Here is a 15598-nt window from a genome sequence, read left to right as displayed (position 1 = left end):
ATACCTGCCCGCAACAAAGTCGGTGTCCTTATGTAGGGGCGAGGCACGCCTCGCCCTGGATCAGGTTGCGGGATGCTGTTTACGCAGGATCTCCAGACAACGTTTCAGTTCGTTATCCAGAGGCGCTTCCACACGCATGACTTCCCCGGTATTCGGGTGCGTGAAGCGCAGCGCAGCGGCATGCAGGAACAGACGTTTCAGACCGGTCCCACTTAGCTGTTGGTCAAAATCGGCTTCGCCGTAGCGATCATCAAAGGCAATCGGATGCCCGGCATGTAATGTATGTACGCGAATCTGGTGAGTACGCCCGGTGACGGGGCTGGCTTTGACCAGCGTGGCCATGGCATAACGCTCTTCCACTTTAAACAGCGTCTCAGACGGCTTGCCTTCACTGTTCACCTTCACAATGCGCTCACCGCTTTGCAGGATATTTTTCAGTAAAGGTGCCCGAACCGCTTTCACATGGGATGGCCACTGCCCGCGTACCAGCGCGAGGTAATCCTTCTGCATGCCCTTCTCACGCAATTGCTCGTGCAACGAACGCAGCGCGGAACGTTTTTTGGCCACCAGCAATACCCCGGAGGTGTCGCGATCCAGGCGGTGGACTAACTCCAGGAAGCGAGCATCTGGACGCAGCGCACGCAACCCTTCAATCACACCGAAACTCAAACCACTGCCACCGTGTACGGCAGTGCCGGACGGTTTGTTCATCACGAGAATGTGGTCATCTTCATAAATGATGGCGTGCTCCAGTGCGGCCACTTTCGCCAGCTTAGGGGACACATTATCGTCTTCACGTTCCGCCACCCGCACCGGGGGAATACGCACCTCATCCCCGGCTTCCAGTTTGTATTCCGGTTTAATACGTTTCTTGTTCACCCGCACTTCGCCTTTACGCAAAATGCGATAAATCATGCTTTTCGGCACCCCTTTCAACTGGGTGCGTAAAAAGTTATCGATGCGCTGTCCTGCTTCATCAGCAGAAATGGCAATAAAATGTACGGCTGGAGTATTGGTTTTCATGGTTGGCGATTCTAAATAGTGCGCTGTGATAGCGCCACCTCTTTTTCTGTGCTTAACTGACAGAGACGGTTACCGCAGGAAGTTGTGACCGGTTTTTAGACAATCTGCTGAAAAGCACTGCAATACGTTCTAAAAGCTGAGAGAAACTTCTCAACGCGGATAAAGTCACCTTGCGATCACCGCCTTAGCAATGGAATAATATCTCCGTTTTTGACGCTAAGACTTGCGAACGTAAGGGAATAGTTAGCGTGCACCCAATAGATTTCGTGTTGCAGCAAGGCAAGCGAAAGAATCCCCGGAAACAGACATAAGTCGGTATTTGGAGATGAATGAGATCAGCCAACATGGCTGCGGCTCGAAAGATGAAGGGTGAGAAATTTTGCCGGATAGCCCATACACGCAGCAATGGCGTAAGACGTATTGTGCAATCAGGCATTTAGCGGGCTGCGGGTTGCAGCCTGGACGATAAAACGGGATTGGTTCACCTGGTATTTTACTGGCGGTTCCCCCCTTAAAAGCGCTGTTTTTCCATATGTAAAACAGGCTACCGAGTTTTTGCACCCCTTTAGCTGCTGACAACCGGGAGGTTGACGGCTTTGCGATGAGACACGGGGTCATCGGTTTTCATGTCCAGCGTTACTTTGCCCGCAGCTTTGTCACTAATGTAAGAATAATGAGTAAGTTACGATGAAAAGAATGTTGATAAACGCAACTCAGCAGGAAGAGTTGCGTGTTGCCCTCGTGGACGGACAACGTCTGTACGATCTGGATATTGAAAGCCCTGGACACGAACAGAAAAAAGCCAACATCTACAAAGGCAAGATCACTCGCATTGAACCCAGCCTTGAAGCAGCTTTCGTTGATTACGGCGCTGAACGGCACGGTTTCCTACCTCTGAAAGAAATTTCCCGCGAATACTTCCCCGCTAATTACAATTCTCACGGTCGTCCCAATATCAAGGATGTACTGCGCGAAGGTCAGGAAGTCATTGTTCAGATCGATAAAGAAGAACGTGGTAATAAAGGCGCAGCCCTGACCACCTTTATCAGCCTGGCGGGAAGTTATCTGGTTCTGATGCCCAACAACCCACGTGCCGGCGGTATTTCACGCCGTATCGAAGGCGATGACCGCACTGAACTGAAAGAAGCCTTATCGGCGCTGGAACTGCCAGATGGCATGGGCCTGATTGTACGCACCGCGGGTGTGGGCAAATCTGCCGAGGCGTTGCAGTGGGACCTCAGCTTCCGTCTGAAACACTGGGAAGCCATCAAGAAAGCCGCTGACAGCCGCCCTGCTCCTTTCCTGATCCATCAGGAAAGCAACGTGATCGTGCGTGCCTTCCGCGACTATCTGCGCCAGGACATCGGCGAAATCCTGATCGACAATCCAAAAGTGCTTGAGTTGGCTCGCCAGCATATCGCCGCACTGGGTCGTCCAGATTTCAGCAGCAAAATTAAACTGTACACCGGTGAAATCCCGCTGTTCAGCCATTATCAAATCGAATCGCAGATCGAATCTGCATTCCAGCGTGAAGTGCGTCTGCCTTCAGGCGGATCGATTGTTATCGATTCCACCGAAGCGCTGACGGCTATCGATATCAACTCCGCTCGCGCCACCCGCGGCGGCGACATCGAAGAAACGGCGTTTAATACCAACCTGGAAGCGGCCGATGAAATTGCCCGTCAGCTGCGTTTACGTGATCTCGGTGGCCTGATTGTTATCGACTTTATCGATATGACCCCGGTTCGCCATCAGCGTGCGGTAGAAAACCGCCTGCGTGAAGCCGTGCGTCAGGACCGTGCTCGTATTCAGATCAGCCACATTTCACGCTTCGGTCTGCTGGAGATGTCGCGTCAGCGTCTCAGCCCTTCTCTGGGTGAATCCAGCCATCACGTTTGCCCGCGCTGTAGCGGCACCGGCACCATCCGTGATAACGAATCGCTGGCTCTGTCCATTCTGCGTCTGATTGAAGAAGAAGCGCTGAAAGAGAACACCAAAGAAGTTCATGCCATCGTACCGGTTCAGGTTGCTTCATACCTGCTGAACGAGAAACGTGAAGCCGTCAGTGCCATTGAAAAACGCCAGGGCGGCGTGCGTGCCATTATCGTACCCAACGATAATATGCAGACACCGCACTACTCCGTTCTGCGCGTGCGCAGTGGTGAAGAGACGCAAACTCTCAGTTATCACCTGCCTAAACTGCACGAAGCAGAAATGGCGTTGCCTTCTGAAGAAGAGCACGCTGAACGCAAGCGCCCTGAGCAGCCTGCCCTCGCTGCTTTCGTGATGCCAGATGCACCGCCAGCACCACAGGAAGAAATTGCAGAAGTAGCAGCAGCCACGCCGGTTGCACAGCCTGTCGCGAAAACACCTGCCGCTGCCGCTCAACCAGGCCTGGTTAGCCGCTTCTTCAGCGGGTTGAAAAAACTGTTCGCTGCGGAAGAGAAGCCAGCAGTAGAGCCACAGCCACCTGTTGTTGAAGAAAAAACGGCCGAGGCCGCGGCACCACGTGGTGAACGTCGTAATAACCGCCGCCAGAACAATAACCGTCGCGACCGTAACGGTGAACGTGGTGAGCGTTATGGCGACCGTAATGCGGATCGTAGCGATCGCAATGGCGAACGTAACGACCGCAATGGCGAACGTAACGACCGCAACGGCGAACGTAACGACCGCAACGGCGAACGTAACGACCGCAATGCTGAACGTAACGACCGCAACGGTGAACGTACTGAACGTGCACCACGTGAACGCAACAACGAAGCACGTGAAAATGGTCGTGACGACAACCGTCGTAACAACGCCAACAAGCGCAATGCACCGCAAACGGATGCCCGTAGCGAGCGTATGGTGCCGGACGAATTTGAACGCAGCGAAACCTCGCAGCCACGTCAACCTCGTCAGGAACGCCAGCGCCGTCGTCCTGGTCAGAACCAGTAATAAACACGCCCGGTCGTACAGGAAGAGAGCATCGTTGAGCCGATCATCGAAGCCGTAGAAAATCTGGAAGCACAGGAAGAGAACGTACAGGTGATGCCGCGCCGTAAGCCGCGCCAGCTGAACCAGAAAGTGCGTATCGAGACCGCTGAACAGACCGCTGCACGCTCGTTTGAACCGCAAGAAGAAGTGACCCCGGCAGCAACGCCAGCGGTTAACGAACCTGTCGCTGAGGCTGATGATAACGACGATCGTGATGGCAACAATATGCCACGCCGTTCACGTCGCTCTCCACGCCACCTGCGTGTGAGCGGTCAGCGTCGTCGCCGTTACCGTGATGAGCGTTATCCAACACAGTCACCGATGCCGCTGTCTAACGCTGCTGCATCGCCAGAAATGGCATCAGGTAAAGTGTGGGTTTCTTATCCGGTTGCTCAGACAAGCGATCACGAAACGCATGAAGAGCATGGTCATTCAGTGGTCCCTCCTTACGGTCATGCAGAGGTTGAAACGCCGGTTGCAGAAACCACAGCCGCTGTCGAAGCCGTTAGCGCGGTAGAGGCTGTCGCTGCCACCACGCCTGTGGTTGAAACCCCTGTGGTTGAAGCCCCAGTCGAAGAGCAGGCAGAACCCGTGCAGCATGCCGAGCCACAGCCATAAAATCTGCCACAAATCACGCCGGTGATTGCTGAAGAGACGGCTGCCATCGACGCACCGGTAAACGAAGAGCCTGCCGTGATTTCTGCCGCTGACGACGTTGTCGCGAAAGAGACTGCAGCAGAAGCGACGCCTGTGGAAGACGTTCAGCCTGAGCCAACCTTCGCCGCGGTTGATGCTGTTGCGGATATCGTGGAAGAAGCCCAGCAGGCAACTGACATTGCCAGCGTTGCTCCGGTAGAAGTCAGCCCTGAAGTTGAGCAGCAGGTTGCCGAGGTGCTGCATGCACCGGAAGTGACTGAAGCACAGCAAACGGTGGCGACCAGCGAGCCGCACGCTCCGGTTCCGGCCCGTGATGAGCCTGTTGAGGCTGCACCGGTTGTTGCTGAGCCAGTGGTTGATGCTGCACCGGTCGTTACCAGCACACCTGCTGCTGCCGAACCCGTGGCCGCTGCGCCAGTGCAGAACAGCGCACCGCATCATGCTACCGCGCCAATGACGAAAGCCCCGGCTCCGGCTTACCAGCCAGAAGCACCAAGTCAGAGCGACTGGGTGCGTCCGGACTTTAACTTTGAAGGTAAGGGTTCCGCAGGCGGTCATGCGGCGACTCATCAGGCGACTGCTCCGGCAACCCGTCCTTAATACCTGATAACGCGTCAATCAAGCCCTGGCTACCTGGCCAGGGCTTTTTTTATCTGCTCTTCCCCCCTCCTTTTACTCCATTATCTCTGTGTTCACCGATCTGTTATCGCAACATATTCGTGTCTGTAAGCATACATCCCCCCGTCGTCATCAGCCTCGCGGTTCAAAACCAACAGTTCGTCATCGGGAGGTCGTTAAACGATTCGGGGCACAACGCTTCGGGAGAGGGAATAGCAGGCAAAAAAAACCCGCTGTCAGCTTTGGTTACTGGCAGCGGGAGAAACTGAACGTACCCGGTTAAAGCACGTTCAAATCTTAGAGGTCAGTCTAGGAATTCAGGTTAAACAGAGACAGTTTGGACATCTGCTGGAAGACAGTATACGAAGCCTGTAAGGCCGCCTGCTTCATGGTATAGCTGGAGATGGTCTCGGTGGTATCCGCGCCAATCAACCCACTCATCTGGGTTTTCAGGTTCAGTATGGTGTCATCACCTTTAGCATCAAGCTTACCCAGTTCATCCAGGTTCGTCCCGATCTCAGCACGCACCTTGGAGACATTTTCCTGCGCATTGCTCAGGCCACGGTTAGCTTTGCCCATCTGGACCGCCTGTGCATCAATAGCGGTCTGATCGGCATCATTCAGCGGCACTTTCAGGGATTTAATCGCCGTATCAAGAATAGTGAAGATATTGCTTTCGCTGGGTGTGCCATCAGGCTCTTTCTGCGCACTGCTGGTCAGTGAGTCAAAAACCTGCTTGCCGGTATGGTTAACGGTCAGCGTACGGCTGGCATCCACTTTCTGCGTAATCGGAGATGACCCACCGTTATAAGTGGTATCACCTGTGGTGGCATCGGTGGTAAAGGGTGCTGTATCACTTTCATAACCGGCGAACAGATAGCGGCCGTTGCCGTCTGTGCTGTTGGCCAGGTTAAGCAGTTGTGCGCGAATACCTTCCAGCTGCGTGGCATAAGAGGTGCGGTCATCATCAGACAAAATGCCGTTTGACGCAGCCACGACCGTCGTCTTGGCACTAATGATGACATCGACCACCTGCTTCAGCGTGGTTTCTTCCGTCGACTGATTCTGTGTGGCAAACACACGCGCCGTTTTATACTGTTCGGTTGCGGCCTGAGACTGTGACACCACCACCGCCTGCGCGGCCGCCACCGGATCATCCGAAGGACTGTTTACACGGTTGCCCGTAGCAAGCTGTTGGCCCACTTTCAACCAGCTTGCCTGCGAAGTCTGAATGCCGCGCATCTGCTGGTCATAGATCATGCCGGTACTGAGTCGCATGGTTTAATTCCTCAAAAAATTAGCTGACAGCACTGATGAGTGACTGAAAAATAGTAGAAGCCGTCTGCAGTACCTGGGCGTTTGCCATGTAGTACTGCTGATAGCGCGTCAGGTTGGCATACTCTTCATCCAGGTTAACCCCTGAAACCGACTGCTGCTGGTTAGTGAGCTGCGTCACAACTGCCGACTGCGTAGCACTGGTGGTTTCCAGCGTATTGGTTTTATTACCGACATTGGCCACCAGGCTGGCATACGCCTGCGTCAGGGTGCTTTTGCCGTTAATCACACTGGCAGTTTGCAGATCCAACAGCTTCTGCGCATTCTCATTGTTACTTGCACCACCGGTCGAGCTGGCCGCAGCCAGTTTGGATTCTTGCGTGACCAGCACGCTCATCCCGCTGACGACATTAGTGACAGGCTGAACGGTAAAGCTGTCTTTGGACGCTGGCAGCTGATCATACGCCACTGAGAGGCCATCGAATGACAGTGTCTTAGCCGTTGCATCAACGGTCACCGTTGATTTGGTGTTATCTGACAGACGGGTTGCCGTCCAGTTAGTGCCGTCATAGCTGACGGTGTAGTTGGAGGCCTGCACCTTGCTAGTATCAGCCCAGGTGGCAGTCAGCGAAGCACCGCCGGTATTTTTGCTGTTCGAGATCACAGATGGGCTACCGAGCGCAAAGAAAGCGCCGCCGTCCGCGCCGTCAATATCTTTCCCCGCTTCATGCTGGGTGTTAAAGCTGGTGCCCAAAGCCATCGCCAACTGGCCAATCTGGTTACGCACGCTGTCAAGATCGCTGCGGAAGGCCAGCAATCCGCCCAGTGAACCTGTGGTGATCTGTTTTTCAGAGATCTCGACTTTTTGGCCCGTTACGGAATCAACGGTCGCGATCGTGGTACGCGATGGATCGGCACTGGAAGGCACGGCCGCCAGCTGGCCGTAAGTGTCGCCCTGCACCAGAGAAATGCCGTTACCAATAGAGATATTGTAGCTACCGCCATCCTGCTGAGTAACATTAACGCCGACCAGCTTATTCAGTTCACTGACCAACTGGTCGCGCTGATCGAGCAAATCGTTCGGCTCACTACCCGCACCCGCCCCTTTCAGTTTGATGATCTGCTGGTTAACGTTAGCGATCTGTTTCGCGTAGTTATTAATCTGTTCGACAGTGGCTTTCACCGACGTATTCACACTGCTGTCGAGGTTAGATAAAGAGGTATTCGTTACCTGGAACTGATTGACTAATCCCTGCGCCTTGCCGATCACGGCCTGACGGGAAGAGGAGTCGCTGGCATTACTGGACAACGTCTGCAGTGATTTGAAGAAATCCTGCATATTGGTCGACAGCGTGTTAGTGGTACTGGACAGCATGTCGTCAATACTGGAAAGCTGGTTGTACTGGGTGGAGTAGGCACTGGACTGAGCGCTGGCCGCACGCAGCTGGTTAGTGATGAACTGGTCATATTCACGGTATACCGAGGAGACATTGGCACCGTTGCCATAGTAATTACCACCACTCAGGGTACTGTTGGCCTGAGCAAGCACGGTCGTCTGGCGTGAATAACCCGTCGCTGCATAGTTGGTGATGTTGTTACTGGTGGTGCTCAGCGCTGCAGATGCGGCGCTTAACCCGCTCATCGCGGTATTGATTAAGTTTGCCATTTCGGTTCCTTGTTCACCGGCAACTGCAGAGCCAGCATTGACGAATCGTTTGCCGGGAGGTCATTAACGCAATTCCGGCCTGAAAAGGTTATCGGTTAAGCCGGGGCAAACTTGAGCATTTCCCCGAAAAATTTAAAACAAATCGCCGATATCCTGGCTGTAGGCTTTGACCACTTTTTCACCCATATTTTTGAACTGCTGGATCATACCCACCAGCTTCTGTGCATATTTAGGATCGGTGGCATAACCCGCAGCCTGTAACGCTTGCGCACCCTGTTCCGGGGAAGAAGCGGTCGTCACGGCCGCATAGCGGGGATTGTTACTCAGCAGTTTGACGTAGTCGTTGAGGGCATCGAAATAGGAGTCGTAAACACGGAATTTTTGCTTCACCTTTTTCGCTTCACCGTTCTCAAATTCGGTGGTCATCACATCGGTAGTTTTACCCTGCCAGCTGCCCGTCGCTTTAATACCAAAGACGTTATAGCTTGGCTTACCGTCACGGGTGAGGATCTGGCGCTGCCCCCAACCTGATTCGAGTGCGGCCTGGGCCAGAATCAGGTGATGAGGAATACCACTTTGCTCACTCGCCGCCTGTGCCGGTTTTGACAGCATCGCAATAAAGTCACCATTGCCACCCGACAATGGCGTCTCTGCGCTGGAGAAACGCGGTACCGCTTTACGGACAATTTGTTCCATCGCCAGCGGAGGTAATGTGTTGATAAAGCTCTTATCCAGCGGCATGGGCACCGTACCGGATTTCTCATCCAGCGGCTTCTGCCCTTCCATCTGTTTCACGATAAGGTCAGCCAGACCGAGGCCTTTCGCCCCGATCTCCTGGCCAATCTGCTGATCGTACATTGAGGTATAAAGCCGCGTCTGCTCGCTACTCATCAGGCCATCCTGCGGTAACGCCTGGCGCATGCTTTTCAACATCATCTGGACAAACATCCCTTCGACCTGTTTTGCCACTTCGCGCGCATGCGCTTTCGGGTCATCACCGGCTAACCGTTTCAGGGTGTTCAGCGAACGGCTGTCATACGCCGCGCTGCTCAGAGACTGGCTGTTGTCGCTCATCAGATAATTTCCAGTTTGGCGTGCAGGCAACCTGCGCTTTCCATCGACTGCAAAATAGACATCAGATCGATAGGCGTCGCACCCAGCGAGTTCAGTGCACGAACCACGCTGTTCAAATTCGCGCTGGCGTTAACCGTTTGCAGTGCGCCCCCGCTCTGACGCATATCAATCTGCGTTTGCGGTGTGACCACTGTCTGACCACCGCCAAATGGCGTATCAGGTTGACTGACGTTCTGCGTCTGATTGACCGTGACCGACAGACTGCCCTGGGCGATCGCACATTGCGTCAACATCACTTCACGGTTCATGACCACCGAGCCAGTACGTGAGTTGATGATCACTTTGGCGTCCTGAATCGGAACCGAGACATCAATATTCTGGATATCCGCCAGCAGACGTACCTGAGAGGTGTTATTTGCTGTTGAGCGGATCTGCACCGTGCGGCCATCGACGGCCTGCGCCATCCCGTAGCCACCACGGCTGTTAATGGCGTCGCTGATGCGCTGCGCCATGCTGAAATCTTCCTGGTTCAGATACAGGCTAACGATATTGCTGGTGGCGAAGTTATTCGGCAATTCACGCTCAATCGTGGCACCGCCGGTAATACGACCGCCGTTCACCTGGTTGACCTGCACGCTACTGCCACCGGCCGCAGCACTGGCACCGCCGATCAAAATGTTACCCTGCGCCAGCGCGTAAACCTGGTTATCCACCCCTTTCAGCGGGGTCATCAGCAGCGTACCGCCGCGCAGGCTTTTGGCGTTACCCATGGAGGAAACCACCACATCAACCACCTGCCCCTGACGGCCAAATGCTGGCAGTTTTGCAGTCACCATCACCGCCGCCACGTTTTTCAACTGCATATTGGTGCCGGTAGGAACGGTGATCCCTAACTGCGACAGCATGTTGCTCAGGCTCTGTGTGGTAAATGGTGTCTGGGTTGTCTGGTCACCGGTGCCATCGAGTCCCACCACCAAACCGTAGCCGATCAGGGAGTTATCACGCACGCCGCCCACGGTCGTGAGATAGCGAATACGATCGGCCTGCGCCAGGGCGCTAAACCCTACCGTCAGCAGCAGGACACATCGAATCAGTACATTACGCATTAAAACCTCTTACATCGGTGATATGTTCAGGAAGAACCGTTGCAGCCAGCCCATATTCTGCGCCTCATTGATGTAGCCGTTACCGACGTACTCAATGCGGGCATCAGCCACCTGGGTGGAAACAACACTGTTGCTGGCGCTAATCGTGCGTGGGTTAACCACACCGGAGAAGCGGATAAACTCTGTTCCCTGATTAATTTCAATCTGTTTCTCACCGACCACATTCAGGTTGCCATTAGGCAATACCTGGTTAACGGTAACGGTGATGGTGCCAGTAAAGGTGTTATTCGCTGAAGCGCCCCCTTTTCCTGCAAAATCATTTTTCCCTTCTCCGGCGAAGGTGGCTTTGTCGCCACCCAGCAGTCCGACGAGGGCGCGCGGTGTCGCGCTTAAGCCGAAGCTGGAAGATCCATCACGTCCGGCATTGGCAGAAGAACTCTTACTCGCGCTGACATTTTCCTGCAGCGTGATGGTTAATGTGTCGCCAATATTACGTGGGCGGCGATCCTCGAACAGCGGCTGATAGCCGTAGTTCATCGGCATCACGCCCTGAAAAATAGAACCGTTGACCAATGCAGGTGAAGCAGGCATCGGCTGGGCCGTCGTCGAGCCTTCGACCAGTGGCTTACGGGGAACTAACGCACAACCGTTAAGCGTTAGCAGCAACGTGGCTACCAACAAACGTCCAGGCAATGAGATCTGCTGCGCCATGGATATAAACCTTTCATTACGAGAATATTGTATTAACGGGCCGGGCAAGCCCGGCACCTGTAACGGTCAATCAGTCCGTCTTACTTTTACAGCTGAGTCAGTTTCGCCAGCATCTGGTCAGAAGTACTCACGGCCTTACTGTTAATCTCATAAGCACGCTGAGTCTGGATCATGCTGACCAGCTCTTCCGCTACGTTAACGTTTGACGTTTCCACATAGCCCTGGTACAGCGTACCCGCACCGTTGTTGCCCGGGTTACTTTCCGTTGGCGCACCGGATGCCTGTGTTTCCTGATAAAGGTTTTCACCCATACTTTCCAGACCGGCATCGTTGACAAAGGTGCTCAACGTCAACTGCCCTACCTGAACCGGGTTAGTCTGGCCCTGCTGGGTCACGCTCACCACACCATCACGACTGACGGTCATGCTCAGGGCGTTTGGCGGGATCGTGATAGCGGGCTGGACCGGGAAACCACCGTTGGTAACCAGCTGACCATTCTGGTCCGTCTGGAAAGAACCATCGCGGGTATAGGCGGTGGTACCATCAGGCATCTGAATCGAGAAGAAGCCCTGACCACTGATCGCCACATCCTTCGATGAGCTGGTCTGCGACAGGTTGCCCTGATTATGCAGGCGCTCTGTGGCCACCGGACGCACACCCGTACCAATCTGCAAACCAGAAGGCAGCGTGGTCTGCTCAGATGACTGAGCACCCGGCTGACGCATGGTCTGGTACATCAGATCTTCAAATACCGCACGCTGACGTTTAAAACCGTTGGTGCTAACGTTTGCCAGGTTGTTGGCAATCACGTCCATATTGGTCTGCTGAGCATCAAGACCGGTTTTGGCAATCCATAAAGAACGAATCATCTATTATTCCTCTGATCAGCTCATTGACAGCAGCTGGTTGGCTCGTTGTTCGTTTTCATCGACGCTGGAAATCACTTTCATCTGCATCTCGAAACGACGGGCGTTGGCAATCATATCGACCATGGTCTGCGTACTGCTGACGTTGCTGCCTTCCAGCACACCCGGCATCACTTTCATTGTCGCATCGATAGGTAACGTGGCACCGCGTTGGGCCACCGCACTGGCTGAGACGCGAAACATGCCGTCATCACCGCGCGTCAGCTCACTGCCCGTGGCTTGTACCAGCTTAAGCCTGCCCAGCTGCACCGTGGCATTCGGCGCATCGCCCGGATTCAGCGCAGTAATAGAACCGTCAGCCGCGATGGTGAGTTCAGCGCCCTGCGGCACCGCAATCGGTCCGCCGTCACCCATCACCACGTTGCCCTGTACAGTAAGTTGCCCGGCAGGGCTGACTTCCATATTCCCGTTGCGGGTATAGGCTTCGGTGCCGTCGGCAGTCTGCACTGCCAGCCAGCCGTCACCCTGCATCGCCACGTCCAGCGCACGCTCGGTGTAATCCAGCGCGCCCTGGGTCATATCTGCTCCCGGCGTCGACGCCGTGACCAGCGTACGGGTAGGCAATGACAACCCTTCCACCGGCACCGCACGCGCAGCACTAAGCTGCGCACGGAATCCCGGCGTTGCGGCGTTGGCCAGATTGGCCGCCGTCACTGCCTGCTGATCGAGGGTCTGACTGGCAGCCCCCATTGCGGTATATATTGCGTGATCCATAGGGCCGTCCTGTTAACCGAATTAGCGCAGGTTGACCAGTGTGTTAAGAATCTGGTCCTGAGTTTTGATGGTCTGCGCATTCGACTGGTAGTTACGCTGCGCAACAATCATGTTCACCAGTTCTTTACTCAGATCAACGTTCGAGGATTCCAGCGCACCCGCGGTCAGCGTACCGAGGTTACCGGTGCCGGCGATACCGGTCAGTGCCTGGCCAGAAGACGACGTGGCAGACCAGACGTTGTTACCTTCTGATTTCAGGCCTTCCGGGTTAGCGAAGTTAGCCAGGACGATCTGCCCCAGCACCTGAGTCTCTTCGTTGGAATAGGTACCCACCAGGGTGCCATCATCATTGATCTGATAGCTGGTCAGTTCGCCAGGCTTATACCCATCCTGCACCGGGTTACCAAACGTGCTGGTCCCGTTGTTCTGTTGCAGGCTGCCGGTGATGTCAACGGTCAGGTTGGTTGGGCCTGCTGAACCGTTCAACGCGCCCATAGTAAAGCCCACCATGCCACTGGCTGGGGTGGTCAGATTTCCGCTGGTGTCAAAGACCAGTGGCGTGGACGTTCCCGTGGTGCCGGTTGAAGAATCAACAGGGGTAACGGTCCAGTTGTTATTCGACGTCTTGTTAAAGTACAGGTTAACGATGTGCGAGTTGCCCAGCGAATCAAACGTCGTCATTGATGATTTGGCGTTGTAGGTCGTTGAGTCGGTGATATCTAAATCCGCTAACGCTTTAACGCTATCGGTGGAGTTCAGGTTCGCCGTCATTGTCACGCCAGTGGTCGCTTTAGCTGACATCGCGGTGGTTGGCACGCTCAATCCTACCGGGTTAGCACCGGTCTGGATGGTTGGCGGGGTACCGGTAGCCGGATAACCGGTCAGCTGCAGGCCCTGCATGTTGACGATATTACGATCTGCATCCAGCGTGAACTGGCCGTTACGGCTGTAATACACCGCACCACTGGTATCCGCCATACGGAAGAAGCCCTGCTGGCTGATCGCCACATCAAGACCACGGCTGGTGGTGGTGGTGGTACCATCGTTAAAGTCCTGTACCACGGCCGCAACCTTAGTACCCAGACCCACTTTAGAACCGGCAAACATATCAGCAAACGCGACGGTGCTGGATTTAAAGCCCGCTGTAGCGGAGTTCGAAATGTTGTTACCAATAACGTCGAGGTTGCTGGATGCTGCGTTTAAGCCGCTGACTGCCTGTGAAAAGCCCATGTTGTCACTCCTGAAGCATAAATTAGTGGATTAAATAATCTGACGTACGTTTTCCAGGGTGGTCGTCCCCATGGTGCCCAGGTCAAGTACAGCACCTTTGGCCGTGCTGCTCACGCCGTTCACTAAGGCATAGTTCAACGGCTGTGCAACCAGCTGACCGGTGGCATTGCTGGCGCTGATTGAAACGGTGTATTTACCATCGGCCGCGACGCTACCATCGGCCGCTTTACCGTCCCACTGGAAGGTGTGCACACCAGCGGTTTGTGCACCCAGCTCAATAGTCTGGATCACGGCACCACTGCCATCTTTAATGGTGGCGGTGGTCGCGGTGGAAGCCTGCCCCAGCTCAACACCAAACGGCGTAGTGGTGCTGTTGCCGACCAATACCTGTGAACCATTGACCATCACGCCGTGACCAATCAGGGTCGAGGCCTGCAAGGACTGGCCGGAGGTAATCTGACCGGAAATGGATCCCAGCGTGGTGTTCAGTTTCTCAATACCACTGAGGGTATTAATTTGTGCCAGCTGCGAGGTCAGCTGACTGTTATCCATCGGATTGGTCGGGTCCTGATTCTGCAACTGGGTGACCAGCAGCGTCAGGAAGTTACTCTGCAAGTCCGCCGCTGACGTATCAGAAGAAGACGAGGAAGATTGCAGCGTTGTGGTGGCCTGCTTTTCATTTACACCAACAGCAATACTCATCGGGAAGCTCCTTATTGACCCATGGTTAAGGTTTTCAACATCATCTGTTTAACGGTGTTTAAAACCTCAACATTGGCCTGGTAACTGCGCGAGGCTGACATGGTGTTCACCGTTTCTCCTACTACATCCACATTGGGCATTTTCACGTAACCTTTGGCATCGGCCATCGGGTTACCGGGCTCATACACCAGACGCGCCGGTGCAGGATCATCGATCACCTGCGCCACTTTCACGCCACCCGTCGGGGACCCCGGTGCCGCGTCGGTTTGAAACACTACCTGTTTCGCTACATAGGGCTGACCATCCGGCCCGGTAACGCTGTCGGCGTTGGCCAGGTTACTGGCACTGACGTTAAGACGCTGTGACTGTGCAGCCATTGCCGAACCGGCAATATTAAAAATATTTAAAAGTGCCATCGTTATTGCCCCTGTAGCACAGACATCATGCCTTTAATCTGACTGCTGATAGCCATCAAATCCGTCTGATATTTCAGACTGTTATCGGCAAACTCTGTGCGTTCGCGGTCCATATCTACCGTGTTGCCGTCCAGCGCAGGCTGGTCAGGAATGCGGTACATCAGGTCCATCGAAGGCGGTTGAAGATTTTCCGCAGGAATATGGCGTGCCGACGTCACCGCCAGCGACAGCCCGGAACCCTGCGCCCGCCCTTGTTCCAGCACCTTATTCATCTGGCTGGCGAAATCGATATCGCGAGCCTGATAGCCCGGCGTGTCAGCATTGGCGATATTGGATGCCAGGATTTCCTGTCGCTGTGCACGCAGGTTCAGGGCTTCGGTGTTAAACCGTAGTGCTGCGTCCAGTTTGTCGAGCATGCGTCCTCCGCAAGTGAGAATTTAGAGCTGACAGCATAATCTCGAGGGGGAAAGGACTATCGTTTGAATAGCGCTAAAAATCGTC

General features: G+C 54.5%; 12 protein-coding genes and 1 pseudogene. 1 reads left to right on the top strand and 12 read right to left on the bottom strand.

Going from position 1 to position 15598, the window contains the following annotated elements; genetic code table 11:
- Window positions 1-60: 60 nt before the first annotated feature.
- Window positions 61-1023 carry a 23S rRNA pseudouridine(955/2504/2580) synthase RluC gene (rluC, locus tag WH279_RS04985; RefSeq protein WP_200640442.1) on the bottom strand — a complete coding sequence of 321 codons (963 nt, stop codon included), beginning with the start codon at window positions 1021-1023 and terminating at the stop codon, window positions 61-63.
- A gap of 687 nt (window positions 1024-1710) precedes the next feature.
- On the opposite strand from rluC, the pseudogene rne reads away from it, so the two are divergent.
- Window positions 1711-5259: pseudogene (gene rne / locus WH279_RS04980) on the top strand (ribonuclease E).
- Window positions 5260-5586: 327 nt separating this feature from the next.
- Here the strand turns inward: rne and flgL are convergent.
- From flgL to flgB, 11 genes are all read right to left on the bottom strand, one after another.
- On the bottom strand, window positions 5587-6555 hold the full coding sequence (gene flgL / locus WH279_RS04975; RefSeq protein WP_339455184.1) for a flagellar hook-associated protein FlgL: 969 nt from the start codon (window positions 6553-6555) through the stop codon (window positions 5587-5589).
- Window positions 6556-6574: 19 nt separating this feature from the next.
- Window positions 6575-8218, bottom strand: coding sequence for a flagellar hook-associated protein FlgK (gene flgK / locus WH279_RS04970; protein ID WP_339455183.1), 1644 nt, complete (start codon window positions 8216-8218; stop codon window positions 6575-6577).
- Window positions 8219-8350: 132 nt separating this feature from the next.
- Complete coding sequence (gene flgJ / locus WH279_RS04965) at window positions 8351-9292, bottom strand: flagellar assembly peptidoglycan hydrolase FlgJ (protein WP_339455182.1); 942 nt, start codon at window positions 9290-9292, stop codon at window positions 8351-8353.
- Complete coding sequence (locus WH279_RS04960) at window positions 9292-10398, bottom strand: flagellar basal body P-ring protein FlgI (protein ID WP_339455181.1); 1107 nt, start codon at window positions 10396-10398, stop codon at window positions 9292-9294. Before WH279_RS04960 ends, flgJ begins: the two co-directional genes overlap by 1 nt.
- 9 nt (window positions 10399-10407) lie before the next feature.
- On the bottom strand, window positions 10408-11109 hold the full coding sequence (locus WH279_RS04955) for a flagellar basal body L-ring protein FlgH (RefSeq protein ID WP_133842804.1): 702 nt from the start codon (window positions 11107-11109) through the stop codon (window positions 10408-10410).
- Window positions 11110-11195: 86 nt separating this feature from the next.
- A complete protein-coding gene (flgG, locus tag WH279_RS04950) occupies window positions 11196-11978 on the bottom strand; it encodes a flagellar basal-body rod protein FlgG (protein ID WP_133842802.1) in 783 nt (260 codons plus the stop codon).
- Window positions 11979-11993: 15 nt separating this feature from the next.
- The gene (locus WH279_RS04945; protein WP_167864388.1) at window positions 11994-12749 is read right to left on the bottom strand and encodes a flagellar basal body rod protein FlgF; all 756 of its coding nucleotides are present in this window, start codon (window positions 12747-12749) and stop codon (window positions 11994-11996) included.
- Window positions 12750-12770: 21 nt separating this feature from the next.
- A complete protein-coding gene (gene flgE, locus WH279_RS04940; RefSeq protein ID WP_339455180.1) occupies window positions 12771-13979 on the bottom strand; it encodes a flagellar hook protein FlgE in 1209 nt (402 codons plus the stop codon).
- Window positions 13980-14009: 30 nt separating this feature from the next.
- Window positions 14010-14681, bottom strand: coding sequence for a flagellar hook assembly protein FlgD (gene flgD / locus WH279_RS04935; protein ID WP_167864386.1), 672 nt, complete (start codon window positions 14679-14681; stop codon window positions 14010-14012).
- Between the two features lie 11 nt (window positions 14682-14692).
- On the bottom strand, window positions 14693-15097 hold the full coding sequence (gene flgC, locus WH279_RS04930; protein WP_062743747.1) for a flagellar basal body rod protein FlgC: 405 nt from the start codon (window positions 15095-15097) through the stop codon (window positions 14693-14695).
- A gap of 2 nt (window positions 15098-15099) precedes the next feature.
- Window positions 15100-15513 (bottom strand): flagellar basal body rod protein FlgB, encoded by a 414-nt coding sequence (gene flgB / locus WH279_RS04925; protein WP_062743748.1) that lies wholly within the window; start codon window positions 15511-15513, stop codon window positions 15100-15102.
- Window positions 15514-15598: the final 85 nt, after the last annotated feature.

The organism is Erwinia sp. MYb375 (genome assembly GCF_037479175.1).
Classification (GTDB): domain Bacteria; phylum Pseudomonadota; class Gammaproteobacteria; order Enterobacterales; family Enterobacteriaceae; genus Erwinia; species Erwinia rhapontici.
This window is presented reverse-complemented; position numbering and strand designations above follow the sequence as displayed.

Coding starts and splice junctions, on each gene's coding strand:
- rluC (WP_200640442.1), bottom strand. CDS start 1,023: ATGAAAACCAATACTCCAGCCGTACATTTTATTGCCATTTCTGCTGAT.
- flgL (WP_339455184.1), bottom strand. CDS start 6,555: ATGCGACTCAGTACCGGCATGATCTATGACCAGCAGATGCGCGGCATT.
- flgK (WP_339455183.1), bottom strand. CDS start 8,218: ATGGCAAACTTAATCAATACCGCGATGAGCGGGTTAAGCGCCGCATCT.
- flgJ (WP_339455182.1), bottom strand. CDS start 9,292: ATGAGCGACAACAGCCAGTCTCTGAGCAGCGCGGCGTATGACAGCCGT.
- WH279_RS04960 (WP_339455181.1), bottom strand. CDS start 10,398: ATGCGTAATGTACTGATTCGATGTGTCCTGCTGCTGACGGTAGGGTTT.
- WH279_RS04955 (WP_133842804.1), bottom strand. CDS start 11,109: ATGGCGCAGCAGATCTCATTGCCTGGACGTTTGTTGGTAGCCACGTTG.
- flgG (WP_133842802.1), bottom strand. CDS start 11,978: ATGATTCGTTCTTTATGGATTGCCAAAACCGGTCTTGATGCTCAGCAG.
- WH279_RS04945 (WP_167864388.1), bottom strand. CDS start 12,749: ATGGATCACGCAATATATACCGCAATGGGGGCTGCCAGTCAGACCCTC.
- flgE (WP_339455180.1), bottom strand. CDS start 13,979: ATGGGCTTTTCACAGGCAGTCAGCGGCTTAAACGCAGCATCCAGCAAC.
- flgD (WP_167864386.1), bottom strand. CDS start 14,681: ATGAGTATTGCTGTTGGTGTAAATGAAAAGCAGGCCACCACAACGCTG.
- flgC (WP_062743747.1), bottom strand. CDS start 15,097: ATGGCACTTTTAAATATTTTTAATATTGCCGGTTCGGCAATGGCTGCA.
- flgB (WP_062743748.1), bottom strand. CDS start 15,513: ATGCTCGACAAACTGGACGCAGCACTACGGTTTAACACCGAAGCCCTG.